We start from the raw sequence: 14,876 nt of genomic DNA, 5'->3' as shown, positions 1-14,876 counted from the left end.
ACACCACGGAAGATCCCTCCCGCCGGCAGCCGTCGCACGTCACAGTGGGTCAAGTCCTCCGCACGACATGGGAGGACCACCGGAACTGCGGCGCGCTGCCGGAGGGGGGCGGCGCGCCCGCAGTCCGAAGGGGGCGGGTGGGGCGCCCCTTCAGGGGCGCGGGGAACTGCGCGACCAGCCACATCGGACCCGCACCCGACAACGAACCCCCTTCGCGCTAGCGCGAACGCTCCTCCGCACCCCCCGACACCGGGTGCCGAACCCCACCGGCCAGCGCAGCCACCTCCGCACGGAGCGCCCGCACTTCCTCCGTGAGCGACTCGATCGCCGCCGTCTGCCGCCGCTCCTCCACGTCGTCCTTCTCGAACCGCGAGATGAACCACGCGGCGATGTTCGCGGTCACGACACCGAGCAGCGCGATCCCGGAGAGCATCAGCCCGACCGCGATCATCCGCCCGAGGCCGGTGGTCGGCGCGTGATCCCCGTACCCCACCGTCGTCATCGTGGTGAACGACCACCACACGGCGTCACCCAGGGTCTTGATGTTCCCGTTCGGCGACTCCCGCTCCACCGACAGCACCGCGAGCGAGCCGAACATCAGCAGCCCGACGACCGCGCCCCCGACGTAGGTCGTCAGCCGGATCTGCTCATCCATCCGGGCCCGCCGCCCGACGAGCGTGAGCGTCGCGACGAGCCGCAGCAGCCGCAGCGGCTGGAGGATCGGCAGGATCACCGCGCACAGGTCCATCCAGTGCGTACGGACGAAGTCCCTGCGGTCCCGGACGAGTATGAGGCGCACGAGATAGTCGACGGCGAACGCGCCCCACACCGTCCACTCCACGGCCGTGCACGCGCCCGTCAGGCCACGGCTCGCGTCACTGTCCACGATCGGCACGGCATAGGCGACGGCGAAGGCCACCGCGAGTCCCAGCAGGGGCCGCTGCGTGCGCTGCTCCCAACGGACCTGCACCGATTGCTCGTTCATGTCCGCATCGTAGGTGCACACAGCACACGTAAGGGGCGCGGAAAGCCGGGTGTCCCAGCTCCCCGCGCCCCTAGGGCCCACCGGCGCTCGCGCGGAGCGCCTACGCGTCGCCGCCCGCGGCTCCCGGGTCGGCCGACGCCACGTCGAGCAGCTGATAGCGGTCGATCGCCTGCTTCAGCACCGACCGGTCGACCTTGCCCTCACGGGCCAGCTCGGTCAGCACCGCGACCACGATCGACTGCGCGTCGATGTGGAAGAAGCGCCGGGCCGCGCCGCGCGTGTCCGCGAAACCGAAGCCGTCCGCGCCCAGCGACTGGTACGTGCCCGGCACCCACCGCGAGATCTGGTCCGGAACCGATCGCATCCAGTCGGAGACGGCCACGAACGGACCCTCGGCGCCGCTCAGCTTCTGCGTCACATAGGGGACGCGCTGCTCCTCCTCGGGGTGCAGCAGATTGTGCCGCTCCACGTCGACGGCCTCGCGCCGCAGCTCGTTCCAGGAGGTCGCCGACCAGACGTCGGCGCGTACGTTCCACTCCTCGGCGAGGATCCGCTGCGCCTCGACCGCCCAAGGCACGGCGACACCGGACGCCAGGATCTGCGCCGGGACGGAACCCGAAGTCCCTTCCGAGTAGCGGTGGATGCCCTTGAGGATGCCGTCCACGTCGACGTTCGCCGGCTCGGCCGGGTGCTGGATCGGCTCGTTGTAGACGGTGAGGTAGTAGAAGACGTCCTCGCCGTGCGGGTGTTCGTCGGACGAGCCGTACATCCGGCGCAGACCGTCCTTGACGATGTGCGCGATCTCGAACCCGAACGCCGGGTCGTAGGCGACACAGCCCGGGTTGGTCGAGGCGAGCAGCTGCGAGTGGCCGTCCGCGTGCTGAAGGCCCTCACCGGTCAGAGTCGTACGGCCCGCGGTCGCGCCCAGGACGAAACCGCGCGCCAACTGGTCGGCCATCTGCCAGAACTGGTCACCGGTGCGCTGGAAACCGAACATCGAGTAGAAGACGTAGACCGGGATCAGCGGCTCGCCGTGCGTGGCGTACGCCGAACCCGCGGCGATCAGCGAGGCCGTGCAGCCCGCCTCGGAGATGCCGTCGTGCAGCATCTGACCGGTCGGCGACTCCTTGTAGGCCAGGAGCAGATCGCGGTCCACGGACTCGTACTGCTGGCCGAGCGGGTTGTAGATCTTCGCGCTCGGGAAGAACGAGTCCATGCCGAAGGTGCGGTACTCGTCGGGCGCGATCAGCACGAACCGCTTGCCGATCTCCTTGTCCCGCATGAGGTCCTTGAGCAGTCGCACGAACGCCATGGTCGTGGCGATCGACTGCTGACCGGAGCCCTTCTTCACACCCGCGTACGCCTTGTCGTCCGGCAGGGCCAGCGGCTGCGACCGTACGACGCGCGTGGGGACGTATCCGCCGAGCCCCTTGCGGCGGTCGTGCATGTACTGGATCTCTTCCGAGTTCCGGCCCGGGTGGTAGTACGGCGGCGCGCCGGACTCCAGCTCCTTGTCGGAGATCGGCAGGTGCAGACGGTCCCGGAAGCCCTTGAGGTCGGCGACCGTCAGCTTCTTCATCTGGTGCGTGGCGTTGCGGCCCTCGAAGTTCGGGCCGAGCGTCCAGCCCTTGACCGTCTGCGCCAGGATCACCGTCGGCTGGCCCTTGTGCGCCTTGGCCGCCGAGAACGCCGCGAAGATCTTCTTGTGGTCGTGACCGCCGCGCCCCAGGTGCAGGATCTGGTCGTCGGTCATGTTCTCGACCATCGCCCGCAGCCGGTGGTCGTCACCGAAGAAGTGCCGGCGGATGTAGTCGCCCGTCTCGGTGGCGTACGTCTGGAACTGGCCGTCCGGAGTGGTGTTCAGCTTGTTGACCAGCACGCCGTCGCGGTCCTGCGCGAGCAGCGGGTCCCAGGTGCGGTCCCAGACCAGCTTGATGACGTTCCAGCCGGCGCCCCGGAACTGGGACTCCAGCTCCTGGATGATCTTTCCGTTGCCCCGTACCGGGCCGTCGAGGCGCTGGAGGTTGCAGTTGACGACGAAGGTCAGGTTGTCCAGGCCCTCTCGAGCGGCGATGGACAGCTGTCCGAGCGATTCCGGCTCGTCCATCTCGCCGTCCCCGAGGAACGCCCAGACGTGTGACTTGGAGGTGTCCGCGATGCCGCGCGCCTCCATGTAGCGGTTCATCCGCGCCTGGAAGATCGCGCCGAGCGGACCGAGGCCCATGGAGACGGTCGGGAACTCCCAGAAGCCCGGCATCAGGCGCGGGTGCGGGTACGAGGACAGACCGTACGGAGCCTTCGACTTCTCCTGCCGGAACGCGTCGAGCTGCTGCTCGGAGAGCCGGTCGAGGAGGAACGCGCGGGCGTAGATGCCGGGGGAGGCGTGCCCCTGGAAGAAGATCTGGTCGCCGCCGTCGCCCTCGTCCTTGCCGCGGAAGAAGTGGTTGAAGCCGACGTCGTAGAGCGAGGCGGAGGAGGCGAAGGTCGCGATGTGACCGCCGACGCCGATGCCGGGACGCTGGGCGCGCGAGACCATCACGGCGGCGTTCCAGCGGGTGGCGTTGAGGACCTTGCGCTCGATCTCCTCGTTGCCGGGGAAGAAGGGCTCGTCCTTGGTGGCGATCGTGTTGACGTAGTCCGTGCTGCGCATCTCGGGCACGGCCACGCGCTTCTCGCGGGCCCTTTCGATCAGCCGCAGCATCAGATAGCGGGCGCGCTCACGGCCGCGCTCGTCGACAGCGGCGTCGAGGGAGTCGAGCCACTCCTGGGTCTCTTCGGGGTCGAAGTCCGGGACCTGACTGGGAAGGCCGCCAATGATGATCGGATTGCGATCGGATCCGGAAACCACGCTGTTCCTTCACTGTCAGAGGGGCGTGTGAGGGCTGCCCGAGGGGTTGTCTGGGAAGCTGTCTGGGGCGGTTTTTCGGTCTGTCTGCACCGTTCCCCATCGTGTACCTCGGGAACGGAATCGTCATCTCTACCGAGAGGTAACCAACACATTCCTGCAGTTCGTTGGGACGTGCCCGACCAAAACGCAACGATACGCTCACTCCGTGACGCGTTCCGCAAAGTCGTTCGGGTCTCGTACGCTCCAAGGGTTCCGAAATTCATAAATGGGGCAGAAGGGTGTGGTGTGCGTCACTTGTGGCCTTGAATCCACGCCTGAGGTTGCGCCGACACCGCCGGGATCGTCACCGTTTCGGCGGTCTCGACGGCCGGGTACTTGCGCGATCCGCCCCGCCCGTGTGGACTACGGCCAATGCTTCGCGTACGCGCGTGGCTGAGACATCTACCGAAACATGATCAGGAGGCAAGCCGTGAGCGCGACCGCGGACCACGCGGAGGAGCGGACCAACCCGGCCGGCAGGCTGGGGTTCGAGCCCGGACAGGTGGTCCAGGAGATCGGCTTCGACGACGACGTTGACCACGAGCTCCGTGAAGGTATCGAATCGTTGATCGGCCAGGACCTGGTCGATGAGGACTACGACGACGTCGCTGACGTCGTGATGCTGTGGTTCCGCGACGAGGACGGCGACCTTACGGACGCTCTGGTGGACGCCATCGGTCTCCTTGAGGACGGCGGCATGATCTGGCTGCTGACCCCGAAGACCGGCCGGGACGGCTACGTCGAGCCCAGCGACATCAGTGACGCCGCCCAGACTGCCGGCCTCTCCCAGACGAAGAGCATCTCGGTCGGGAAGGAGTGGTCGGGCACGCGTCTGGCCACGCCCAAGTCGAAGCGCTGAGCTCTCGCTCCGTCTGCCGCACCAAACCACCCAAGAGGCCCCCGTCGGCGTCCCCGCCGCCGGGGGCCTCCCCCATGCCCCGGGCCTGTGGGGGAGGCGAGGAGCACCCGCGCCGGACCACCTCACCGCCGCGGTCCCCGGGCCGGAACGCCGGCCTCCGAGACAACACCCCACCCGAATGGCGGCAGCCCCCACAAGACGTTGTGCCCCGGGCGAGCGGGCTCGGTCGAGCCGGTGCGAGGCGCGCACCGGGGGTGGCGCGTGGGGCACGTGGTCGGGGTGCGGCCGGTGGGGCGGGGGGTGCTGCGTAGGGTGGGGTTCACCCGAACAGGCCCTTGGAAGGGGAGCGTGTGACTATGGCGATCGAGGTCGGCACCGAGGCACCGGACTTCGAGCTCAAGGACAACCACGGCGCCACCGTGAAGCTGTCCGACTTCCGCGGTGAGAAGAACGTGGTGCTGCTCTTCTACCCGTTCGCCTTCACCGGCGTGTGCACCGGCGAGCTGTGTGCCCTGCGCGACGAACTGCCGAAGTTCGTCAACGACGACGTCCAGCTGCTGGCCGTCTCCAACGACTCCATCCACACCCTGCGCGTCTTCGGCGAGCAGGAGGGCCTGGAGTACCCGCTGCTCTCCGATTTCTGGCCGCACGGCAACACTTCGCGCGCGTACGGCGTCTTCGACGAGGACAAGGGTTGTGCCGTGCGCGGCACCTTCATCATCGACAAGACGGGCGTCGTCCGCTGGACCGTCGTCAACGGTCTGCCGGACGCGCGTGACCTGAACGAGTACGTGAAGGCGCTCGACACTCTGTGAGCCCGACACCCTGTGATTGTTCGGTCGCAGGGCCTGCAGGGTGCGGGAACCCGTCACTAGGATCGACACGTTGATCCGATACCAACGCACGACGGGGCTCCCCGCCCCTGGACACCATTGGGAGGACTCGTGGGAGTCAGCCTCAGCAAGGGCGGCAACGTATCGCTGACCAAGGAGGCCCCGGGACTGACCGCGGTCATCGTCGGTCTGGGATGGGACGCCCGAACCACCACCGGCGTCGACTTCGACCTCGACGCCAGCGCCATCCTCACGAATGCGGACGGCAAGGTCAGCACCGACCAGAACTTCGTGTTCTTCAACAACCTGAAGAGCCCGGACGGTTCGGTCGAGCACACCGGGGACAACATCACCGGTGAGGGCGAGGGCGACGACGAGCAGATCAAGGTCAACCTCGCCGCCGTGCCCGCCGACGTCCAGAAGATCGTGTTCCCGGTCTCCATCTACGACGCCGAGAACCGCCAGCAGTCCTTCGGCCAGGTCCGCAACGCGTTCATCCGCGTGGTGAACCAGGCCGGCGAGGCGGAGATCGCGCGCTACGACCTCTCCGAGGACGCCTCGACGGAGACCGCCATGGTCTTCGGCGAGCTGTACCGCAACGGCCCGGAGTGGAAGTTCCGCGCCATCGGCCAGGGCTACGCCTCGGGCCTGCGCGGCATCGCGCAGGACTTCGGCGTCAACGTCTGACACGACCGTCGGACGAGGACACGTCGGACGCGAACGTCTGATCTGAACGTTTGACGCGACCGTCCGACGTGAACGTCTGAGCCGTACGGCCTTCGGCTCCAGGCCCGGCGCCGCACGCTTCATGTGCGGCGCCGGACCCGCTGGACCACCGCGCGCAGGCCGCGCGGCACAACTAAGAGTTTGACCTCGGGGAGGACCAGCATCATGGGCGTCACGCTCGCCAAGGGAGGCAATGTCTCCCTCTCCAAGGCCGCACCCAACCTCACGCACGTGATGATCGGGCTCGGCTGGGACGCGCGCTCCACCACCGGAGCCGACTTCGACCTCGACGCCAGCGCCCTGCTGTGCAATTCCGGCCGGGTGCTCGGCGACGAGTGGTTCATCTTCTACAACCAGCTCAAGAGCCCGGACGGCTCCGTGGAGCACACCGGTGACAACCTCACGGGTGAGGGCGAGGGCGACGACGAGTCGATCCTGATCGACCTCTCCAAGGTGCCGGCCAACGTCGACAAGATCGTCTTCCCGGTCTCCATCCACGAGGCCGACAACCGCGGTCAGACCTTCGGCCAGGTCAGCAACGCGTTCATTCGCGTGGTCAACCAGGCCGACGGTCAGGAGCTCGCCCGCTACGACCTGTCCGAGGACGCCTCGACGGAAACGGCGATGATCTTCGGCGAGGTCTACCGCTACAACCAGGAGTGGAAGTTCCGAGCGGTCGGACAGGGGTACGCGTCCGGTCTGCGCGGCATCGCGCTCGACTTCGGAGTCAATGTTTCCTAGGGCCCGCCCGAGCCAGCCGAAGGGGCAGCCCTCTAGACTTCGTGGTCAACAGTAGGTAAAGCCGAGTACGGCGCGGGGGAGACCCGTACATACACGATGATTGGGTAGCCAGTGCTTCTGAAAACCTTCGGCTGGTCGTTTGCGGTCACCGCGCTCGGCTTGGTCGCAGCGGTGATCTACGGGGGGTGGACCGCCTTTGGCATCGTGGCGATCCTGGCCATCCTGGAGATCTCGCTGTCCTTCGACAACGCGGTGGTCAACGCCGGGATCCTGAAGAAGATGAGTGCCTTCTGGCAGAAGATCTTCCTCACGGTGGGTGTGCTGATCGCCGTCTTCGGCATGCGACTGGTCTTCCCCGTCGTGATCGTGGCGGTCACGGCCAAGAAGGGTCCGATCGAGGCGGTCAACCTCGCACTGACCGACAAGGACCAGTACCAGCAGCTGGTCACGGACGCCCACCCGGCGATCGCCGCCTTCGGTGGCATGTTCCTTCTGATGATCTTCCTCGACTTCATCTTCGAGGACCGGGACATCCAGTGGCTGCGCTGGATCGAGCGTCCGCTGGCCAAGCTCGGCAAGGTCGACATGCTGTCGGTCTGCATCGCCCTGGTCGTGCTGCTGGTCTCCTCCATGACCTTCGCGGTCCACGCCCACCAGCACGGCGGCGCGCACATCGACAAGGCGCAGACGGTGCTGATCGCCGGCATCGCGGGCCTGATCACGTACATGGTCGTCGGCGGACTCTCCGGCTACTTCGAGGACAGGCTCGAGGAAGACGAGGAGCGGGAGCACGAGGAAGAGGAGGAGGCCGCGCGGACCGGCAAGAAGAAGCCGGCCGTCGTCCTCGCCGGTCAGGCCGCGTTCTTCATGTTCCTCTACCTCGAGGTCCTGGACGCGTCCTTCTCCTTCGACGGTGTCATCGGCGCCTTCGCCATCACCAACGACATCGTGCTGATGGCGCTCGGCCTCGGCATCGGCGCCATGTACGTCCGCTCGCTCACGGTCTACCTGGTCCGCCAGGGCACCCTCGACGACTACGTCTACCTGGAGCACGGCGCGCACTACGCCATCGGCGCCCTCGCCGTGATCCTCCTGGTCACCATCCAGTACCAGATCCACGAGGTCATCACCGGTCTCGTCGGTGTCGTCCTGATCGCCTGGTCCTTCTGGTCCTCGGTGCGCCGCAACAGGGCGCTCGCGGCGGCCGAGGGAAAAGCGACGGCCTCGGACGACAAGACTGAGGTCTCGTCCGGGGTGTGAGTCCGGGAGCGTGATTCCGGGAACGCTCTGAGCGGGGCGGCCGTCGAGGACGAGTCCTCGTGGCCGCCCCGTCGCATATCCAGGCAACGTGGGGGCGGGACAAGGCAATGGGCTTCTGGGACGACCTGTGGCGCGGACGCTCGACGGACTTCGACTCCGGCAGTGCCGCCACCAATTCCATAGAACTGACCAAGCGGAACCACACGGTCTCGCTCACCAAGCAGGGCGCGGCCACCGGCAACCTGCGCATCAACCTGTCCTGGCGTATGCGCACGTCGGACATCGGCGGCGGCCAGCAGCGGGGCAGCCTGCTGCGGCACCCCTTCAAGACCTTCAAGCCGGACGTGGTCCAGGCGCACACCCAGAGCATGGTGAACGTCGACCTCGACCTGGGCGTGATGTACGAGCTCGCGGACGGCTCCAAGGGCGTGGTGCAGCCTCTGGGCAACTTCCTCGGCGACATCAACGACCCGCCGTACGTGAAGCTCAGCGGTGACGACCGGTTCGGTTCGGCGTCCGGTGAGACGGCCTACGTCAACCTCGACCATCGTGACGACATCAAGCGGCTCCTGGTCTTCGTGTACATCTACGACCAGACGCCCGCCTTCGACCGTACGCACGCCATCATCACGCTCTACCCGAGCAACGGGCCCCGGATCGAGATCGGCCTCGACGAGCGGCATCCGCAGGCCCGCTCCTGCGCGGTGGTGATGATCGAGAACAACAAGGGCGAGATCACCGTGCGGCGTGAGGTGAAGTTCGTGTACGGGTTCCAGGCGGAGCTGGACCGGTTGTACGGGTGGGGGCTGCAGTGGGGGCGGGGGTACAAGTCCAAGGCCGACCGTTGATGGTCGAATACAGCCCCGCGCCCCTTTCGGGGCGCTTTCCTAGCGTCCGATGAACTGTGGCCCCTGTGGCGGCAGCCTGAAATCCGGGTCGGGGAGGGAGCCGACCGCCTGCGGGAAGCCGTAGGCCGGCTGGACGGCCGGGGCCGTCTGGGGCCCCGGGTAGCCGTAGGCGGGCTGGCTGGTCGGCTGGGGGTAGCCGTACGCGGGCTGGGCGGGGGCCGTCTGCGCGGGCCCCGGATAGCCGTACGCGGGCTGCTGGGGCACCGGGGCGGACTGCTCGGGCGGGAGCGGCACCGAGGTCTCCGGGGAGGCCGCGGGGTCCGCCCAGGCGGTGGCGTCGGGCACGGGCGCGACGGCCTCCGGCTCGGACTCGTCCACCGTGATCCCGAAGTCGGAGGCGAGCCCCTCCAGACCGTTCGGATAGCCCTCGCCGAGCGCCCGGAACTTCCAGCCCTGACCGCGCCGGTACAGTTCGCCGCAGATCAGCGCCGTCTCCGTACCCGTCTCCGGTTTGATGTCGAAGTAGGCCAGCGGCTCACCGTCCGAGCCGGTGGTGCCGGTCGTGCCGGACGCGTCGTACAGCAGGATGCGTAGGGCGCGTACCTGGTCGAAGGTGACGCCGTCCGCCGATGCGACCAGCAGAATCTGTCCGACACCGGACTCGACACCCGCCAGATCCGTCTGGATGGTGTCGGTGAGGCCCTCGGAGACGCGTTTCTTGCCAAGTCGCCACACCTTGCCCGAGGGATGGCGTGGCTGGTTGTAGAAGACGAAGTCCTCGTCGGATCGCACACGACCGTCGGGACCGAGGAGCAGCGCCGAGACATCGACATCGGGGACACCCTGCCCGGGCGTCCAGCGCAGCACGGCACGTACCGCTGTGGCGTCCAGCGGGACGTTCGACCCCTTCAGCATCGCGTGCGTCATGCGGTCATCCTGCCCTCTCGGTCCTGGTCACGACAACGCGGGGGTAAGGATTCCCGGTCGGCATGCGCGGGCAACCGACATGGCCGAGTTACCTGAACTTCACGCCTGGTGGGAACGACTGACATGGATTTGTACGTACTATTACCGGCCACCTCACGTAAGTCCGCCTAGCCGCCACGGGGGAGTTTCATGCGTCATTTCGGGCACATCGCCCCTGAAGAGCGGCAGCGTCTCTTCTACCGGGAGCCGTGCGTCTTCACCGCCGACTCGCCCGCCCGCGTGCTCGCGGCGGCCCTCGGCGCCACCCTGTACAGCCCCGCGACCAGACCCCGCCTCGCCGACGACGTCGTCAAGCAGGCCGGGCGCGGCGTGGTCTCCATGGTGCTGTGCCTGGAGGACTCGATCGACGACGCCGAGGTCGTGGGCGCCGAGGAGAACCTGGTCCGGCAGTTCGCCGACCTCGCCGGACGGCCGGAGACCGACGGGCTCCCGTTGCTGTTCGTACGGGTCCGTGAGCCCGGGCAGATCCCGGACCTCGTCCGGCGGCTCGGCGCGTCCGCGCGGCTGCTGTCCGGGTTCGTCCTGCCGAAGTTCACCGAGGAGCGGGGCGTCCCGTTCATGGAGGCGCTCACCGCGGCCGAGTCCGCGAGCGGCCGGCGGCTGTTCGCGATGCCGGTCCTGGAGTCGCCCGGCCTGCTGTACCTGGAGAGCCGCCGGGAGACCCTGGAGGGCATCTCCCGAGTCGTCGACAAGTACCGCGACCGTGTCCTCGCGCTGCGCCTGGGCGTCACCGACTTCTGCTCGGCGTACGGGCTGCGCAGGGCGCCCGACATGACCGCGTACGACGTCCAGATCGTCGCCTCCGTGATCGCGGACGTGGTGAACGTGCTGGGGCGCTCGGACGGCACCGGGTTCACGGTCACCGGGCCCGTGTGGGAGTACTTCCGGGTCCAGGAGCGCATGTTCAAGCCGCAGCTGCGCCGCAGCCCCTTCCAGGAGGGCGAGGTCGAGGAGCTGCGCCAGTCGCTGATCGAGCACGACCTGGACGGGCTGCTGCGCGAGATAGCCCTCGACCGGGCCAACGGTCTGCTCGGCAAGACCTGTATCCACCCCTCGCACGTCCCGGCGGTGCACGCGCTGTCCGTGGTCAGCCACGAGGAGTACAGCGACGCGCAGGACATCCTCAGGCCCGAGCGGGGCGGCGGGGGCGTGCTGAGGTCGGCGTACACGAACAAAATGAATGAAGTGAAGCCGCACCGCGCCTGGGCCGAGCGCACCCTCCAGCGCGCCGAGGTGTTCGGTGTGGCGAACGAGGACATCGGCTTCGTGGAACTGCTCGCGGCCGCCCTGCCTGCGTGAACCGCGCCGGCTCGAGCGACCTCGACCGACCGACAAGGAATCGATGAAGAACGTGGTGTGGACGGGGACCTGGGTCGCCGAGCGACTGGGTGTCGAGCTCGTCGGTGACGAGGAGCTGAGCGACCTGCTGGGGCTCGCGCTGCGGCGCAACCCCCGCCGGGCGCATCTGCTCGTGTCGAACGTGCTCGGCAAGCATGTCCCGCAGTCGCCGTCCGTGGTGTACGGACACGGCTTCGCGCTCGGCCGGCGGGTGCGGGAGCTGCTCGGCACCGAGGACGCCCGCGCGGCCGTCGTCCTCGGGTACGCCGAGACGGCCACCGGCCTCGGCCACTGCGTCGCCGACGGCGTGGGCCTCGCGCCCTACCTCCACTCGACCCGCCGTCCCGTCCCCGGCGTCGACACGGCGGGCGGCTTCGAGGAGTCCCACTCCCACGCCACCTCCCACCTCCTGCTGCCGGAGAACCCCGCTCTGCTGGCGGGCGCCGGCCCCCTGGTCCTCGTCGACGACGAGTTCTCCACCGGCAACACGGTCCTCAACACCATCCGCGACCTCCACGCCCGCTATCCGCGCGACCGCTATGTGGTCGTGGCCCTGGTCGACATGCGCTCGGCCGCGGACCTGGGCCGGCTGGCGGAGTTCGCGACGGAGATCGGCGCGCGGGTGGACCTGATCGCCGCGGCGAGGGGCACCGTGAACCTCCCGGAGGGCGTCCTGGAGAAGGGGCAGGCGCTGGTGACGGAACACGAGACCACCGAGCGCGGCGAGCCCGCCGACAGCCGTCGGGGGCATCCCGGTGCCGCCCGTGTCGAGCTCGGCTGGCCCCGGGGCCTGCCCGACGGGGGACGGCACGGGTTCACGCCCGGGCATCGAATACGGCTGGACGCGGCGCTGCCCGCCATGGCCGCGCGGGTCGCCGACGCGCTGCCGGAGGGGGCGCGGCGTGTCCTCGTACTCGGCTTCGAGGAGCTGATGTACGCGCCGCTCAGGCTGGCCAGGGAGCTGGAGCAGGTGGTGCCCGCCGAGGTGCGGTACTCCACGACCACCCGCTCCCCGGTGCTCGCCCTCGACGACCCCGGTTACGCCATTCGGACGCGCCTCGCCTTCCCGGCCCACGACGACCCCGACGACGGACCGGGCGAGCGGTACGCCTACAACGTCGCGGGTGCCGGTTTCGACGCGGTCGTGGCCGTGGTCGACTCCGCCGCCGACACGCCCGGCCTGCACGCCGCCGACGGCCTGCTGGCCCAGCTCGCGGAGCACACCCCGAGCGTCCTGCTCGCCGTCGTCCCGTCGTACGTCCCCGCACGGCCGTCCACAGAAAGGCCCTCCATGCTCCCTGAGCCCCTCCGCGGCCCCGCCTTCTCCTCGTACGCGCCCGACGAGGTCGGCTGGCTGCTGCAGGACCTCTCGGACGTGACGCTGGAGGCGCCGACCGAGGAGCGCGAGGAGGCGATCCAGAGCGGAGGCGCCCACTACGCGGAGTCGCTGCCGGTCGAGTACCAGCCGAGCCCCCAGTACCAGGAGCTGTTCCAGACGGCCCTGGGCACCTCGGCCGCCCGGATCGCCCAGGCCGTCGGCGCCGTCACCGAGCTGGTGCTCGCCGAACGCTCCCCGCGTCCGGTCCTCGTCTCGCTGGCCCGCGCGGGCACCCCCGTCGGCGTCCTGATGCGCCGCTGGGCCCAGCACCGGCACGGCCTCGACCTGCCGCACTACGCCGTCTCCATCGTCCGTGGCCGCGGCATCGACGCCAACGCGCTGCGCTGGCTGGCCGCCCACCACGACCCGGCCGACGTCGTGTTCGTCGACGGCTGGACCGGCAAGGGCGCCATCACCCGCGAACTCGCCGACGCCATCAGGGAGTTCGAGTCCGCAGAGGGCGTCACCGGCTTCGACCCGGAGATCGCGGTCCTCGCCGACCCGGGCTCGTGCGTACGGACGTACGGCACCCGCGAGGACTTCCTCATCCCCTCCGCCTGCCTCAACTCGACGGTCTCCGGCCTGATTTCGCGTACCGTGCTGCGCTCGGACCTGGTCGGCGAGTACGACTTCCACGGCGCGAAGTTCTACCGCGAGCTCGCCGGCTCCGACGTCTCCGTCGACTTCCTGGACGCCGTCGCCGCCCGCTTCCCCGACGTCGCCGACGCGGCCTGCGCCCAGGCCAAGGAGCTCCTCGCCGCCGACCGCACCCCCACCTGGGAGGGCTGGGCGGCCGTCGAGCGGATCAGCGAGGAGTACGAGATCCACGACGTGAACCTCGTCAAGCCGGGCGTCGGCGAGACCACCCGCGTGCTGCTGCGCCGCGTCCCCTGGAAGATCCTGGCGCGCGCCGGAGCGGGCGCCGACCTCGATCACGTACGCCTGCTCGCCCAGCAGCGCGGGGTGCCCGTCGAGGAGGTCGACGAACTCCCTTACACCTGCGTGGGGTTGATCCACCCGAAGTACACGCGCGGCGCGACCGGCGCCGACGGCAAGGCGGTGACGGTCTGATGTCCGCGCCCAAGGTGCTCGTCGCCAGCGATCTCGACCGTACGCTGATCTACTCCTCCGCCGCCCTCGCGCTGACCATGCCGGACGCGCGGGCGCCCCGGCTGCTCTGCGTCGAGGTGCACGAGGCCAAGCCGCTGTCGTACATGACCGAGACGGCCGCCGCGCTGCTCACCGAGCTCGGCGACACGGCCCACTTCGTGCCCACCACGACCCGCACCCGCAAGCAGTACCAGCGCATCAACCTGCCGGGCCCCGCGCCCGAGTACGCGATCTGCGCCAACGGCGGGCATCTGCTCGTCGACGGTGTCTCCGACCCCGACTGGCACGCGGCCGTGACCGCGCGGCTCGCCAGCGAGTGCGCGCCGCTGGACGAGGTGCGGGACCATCTCGCGGCCACCGCCGACCCGGCCTGGGTCCGCAAGCACCGGGTCGCCGAGGACCTGTTCGCCTATCTGGTGGTGGAGCGCGAGCTACTGCCCGAGGAGTGGGTGAAGGAGCTCGCCGTCTGGGCGGAGGGCCGCGGCTGGACGGTGTCGCTGCAGGGCCGCAAGATCTACGCCGTGCCGAAGCCGCTCACCAAGAGCGCGGCCGTGCGCGAGGTGGCCCGCCGCACCGGCGCCCTTCTCACGCTCGCCGCCGGTGATTCCCTCCTCGACGCCGACCTGCTGCTCGCCGCCGACCGCGGCTGGCGGCCGGGCCACGGGGAGCTGGCCGAGGCCGACTGGACGGCGTCGGCGATCACCGCCCTCCCGGAGCGGGGGGTCGCGGCGGGGGAGCGGATCCTGCGGGAGTTCGTGCACGCCTGTGGCCGCCCCGGCGTGGTCTGAGCGGGGTCCGGGCGCGGTCTGATCGGCAGCCGGGCGCGGTCTGAGCGGGAGCCGTGCCCGGCCTGTGCGGGGACCTCGTAGGGCCTGAGAGTGCGACACGCCCGGGCGGCGCGGAGGATTCGGGCGAAGAAAAGCT

The 14,876-nt window shown here is 69.2% G+C and carries 12 protein-coding genes; 9 read left to right on the top strand and 3 right to left on the bottom strand.

The genetic code is table 11. From position 1 onward, the window contains the following. Positions 1 to 217: 217 nt before the first annotated feature. Together ACFZDJ_RS03845 and aceE are read right to left on the bottom strand one after the other, a co-directional pair. Entirely contained in the window at positions 218 to 985 is a 768-nt protein-coding gene (locus tag ACFZDJ_RS03845) for an ion channel (RefSeq protein ID WP_391055870.1), read from the bottom strand. 100 nt (positions 986 to 1,085) lie between these two features. Continuing rightward, complete coding sequence (gene aceE / locus ACFZDJ_RS03840) at positions 1,086 to 3,833, bottom strand: pyruvate dehydrogenase (acetyl-transferring), homodimeric type (RefSeq protein ID WP_391055866.1); 2,748 nt, start codon at positions 3,831 to 3,833, stop codon at positions 1,086 to 1,088. Positions 3,834 to 4,302: 469 nt separating this feature from the next. Here aceE and ACFZDJ_RS03835 point away from each other — a divergent pair, with 469 nt between their 5' ends. From ACFZDJ_RS03835 to ACFZDJ_RS03810, 6 genes are all read left to right on the top strand, one after another. Then, positions 4,303 to 4,731: a DUF3052 domain-containing protein gene (locus tag ACFZDJ_RS03835; protein WP_060896036.1), complete on the top strand. Its 429-nt coding sequence runs from the start codon at positions 4,303 to 4,305 to the stop codon at positions 4,729 to 4,731. Between the two features lie 356 nt (positions 4,732 to 5,087). Next, a complete protein-coding gene (locus ACFZDJ_RS03830; protein WP_384905820.1) occupies positions 5,088 to 5,546 on the top strand; it encodes a peroxiredoxin in 459 nt (152 codons plus the stop codon). Between the two features lie 129 nt (positions 5,547 to 5,675). Then, positions 5,676 to 6,251 (top strand): TerD family protein, encoded by a 576-nt coding sequence (locus ACFZDJ_RS03825; protein WP_054230998.1) that lies wholly within the window; start codon positions 5,676 to 5,678, stop codon positions 6,249 to 6,251. A 204-nt stretch (positions 6,252 to 6,455) separates the two neighbouring features. Further along, positions 6,456 to 7,031 (top strand): TerD family protein, encoded by a 576-nt coding sequence (locus tag ACFZDJ_RS03820; RefSeq protein WP_101405384.1) that lies wholly within the window; start codon positions 6,456 to 6,458, stop codon positions 7,029 to 7,031. 111 nt (positions 7,032 to 7,142) lie between these two features. Further along, positions 7,143 to 8,291 carry a DUF475 domain-containing protein gene (locus ACFZDJ_RS03815; protein WP_168508466.1) on the top strand — a complete coding sequence of 383 codons (1,149 nt, stop codon included), beginning with the start codon at positions 7,143 to 7,145 and terminating at the stop codon, positions 8,289 to 8,291. 107 nt (positions 8,292 to 8,398) lie between these two features. Further along, positions 8,399 to 9,139 carry a Tellurium resistance gene (locus ACFZDJ_RS03810; protein WP_060896039.1) on the top strand — a complete coding sequence of 247 codons (741 nt, stop codon included), beginning with the start codon at positions 8,399 to 8,401 and terminating at the stop codon, positions 9,137 to 9,139. A 39-nt stretch (positions 9,140 to 9,178) separates the two neighbouring features. Here ACFZDJ_RS03810 and ACFZDJ_RS03805 read toward each other — a convergent pair whose 3' ends face one another. Further along, positions 9,179 to 10,066 (bottom strand): TerD family protein, encoded by an 888-nt coding sequence (locus ACFZDJ_RS03805; protein ID WP_390927719.1) that lies wholly within the window; start codon positions 10,064 to 10,066, stop codon positions 9,179 to 9,181. 189 nt (positions 10,067 to 10,255) lie between these two features. Here ACFZDJ_RS03805 and ACFZDJ_RS03800 point away from each other — a divergent pair, with 189 nt between their 5' ends. From ACFZDJ_RS03800 to ACFZDJ_RS03790, 3 genes are read left to right on the top strand one after another with little or no spacing between them, the layout of a single operon-like run. Further along, positions 10,256 to 11,425, top strand: a complete 1,170-nt coding sequence (locus ACFZDJ_RS03800; protein WP_391055863.1) for an HpcH/HpaI aldolase/citrate lyase family protein — start codon at positions 10,256 to 10,258, stop codon at positions 11,423 to 11,425. A 43-nt stretch (positions 11,426 to 11,468) separates the two neighbouring features. Further along, positions 11,469 to 13,913 (top strand): phosphoribosyltransferase domain-containing protein, encoded by a 2,445-nt coding sequence (locus ACFZDJ_RS03795; protein WP_390927723.1) that lies wholly within the window; start codon positions 11,469 to 11,471, stop codon positions 13,911 to 13,913. Continuing rightward, on the top strand, positions 13,913 to 14,740 hold the full coding sequence (locus tag ACFZDJ_RS03790; RefSeq protein WP_391055860.1) for an HAD family hydrolase: 828 nt from the start codon (positions 13,913 to 13,915) through the stop codon (positions 14,738 to 14,740). Before ACFZDJ_RS03795 ends, ACFZDJ_RS03790 begins: the two co-directional genes overlap by 1 nt. Positions 14,741 to 14,876 lie beyond the last annotated feature (136 nt).

The organism is Streptomyces sp. NPDC007896 (assembly GCF_042959425.1).
Lineage (GTDB): Bacteria > Actinomycetota > Actinomycetes > Streptomycetales > Streptomycetaceae > Streptomyces.
The sequence above is the reverse complement of the archived record's forward strand: the minus strand, read 5'-3'. Positions and strand labels throughout refer to the sequence as shown.

Bases quoted from the DNA above. Each gene is read 5' to 3' on its own strand.
- ACFZDJ_RS03845 (WP_391055870.1), bottom strand. From the start codon at position 985: ATGAACGAGCAATCGGTGCAGGTCCGTTGGGAGCAGCGCACGCAGCGG.
- ACFZDJ_RS03830 (WP_384905820.1), top strand. From the start codon at position 5,088: ATGGCGATCGAGGTCGGCACCGAGGCACCGGACTTCGAGCTCAAGGAC.
- ACFZDJ_RS03820 (WP_101405384.1), top strand. From the start codon at position 6,456: ATGGGCGTCACGCTCGCCAAGGGAGGCAATGTCTCCCTCTCCAAGGCC.
- ACFZDJ_RS03810 (WP_060896039.1), top strand. From the start codon at position 8,399: ATGGGCTTCTGGGACGACCTGTGGCGCGGACGCTCGACGGACTTCGAC.
- ACFZDJ_RS03805 (WP_390927719.1), bottom strand. From the start codon at position 10,066: ATGACGCACGCGATGCTGAAGGGGTCGAACGTCCCGCTGGACGCCACA.
- ACFZDJ_RS03800 (WP_391055863.1), top strand. From the start codon at position 10,256: ATGCGTCATTTCGGGCACATCGCCCCTGAAGAGCGGCAGCGTCTCTTC.
- ACFZDJ_RS03795 (WP_390927723.1), top strand. From the start codon at position 11,469: ATGAAGAACGTGGTGTGGACGGGGACCTGGGTCGCCGAGCGACTGGGT.
- ACFZDJ_RS03790 (WP_391055860.1), top strand. From the start codon at position 13,913: ATGTCCGCGCCCAAGGTGCTCGTCGCCAGCGATCTCGACCGTACGCTG.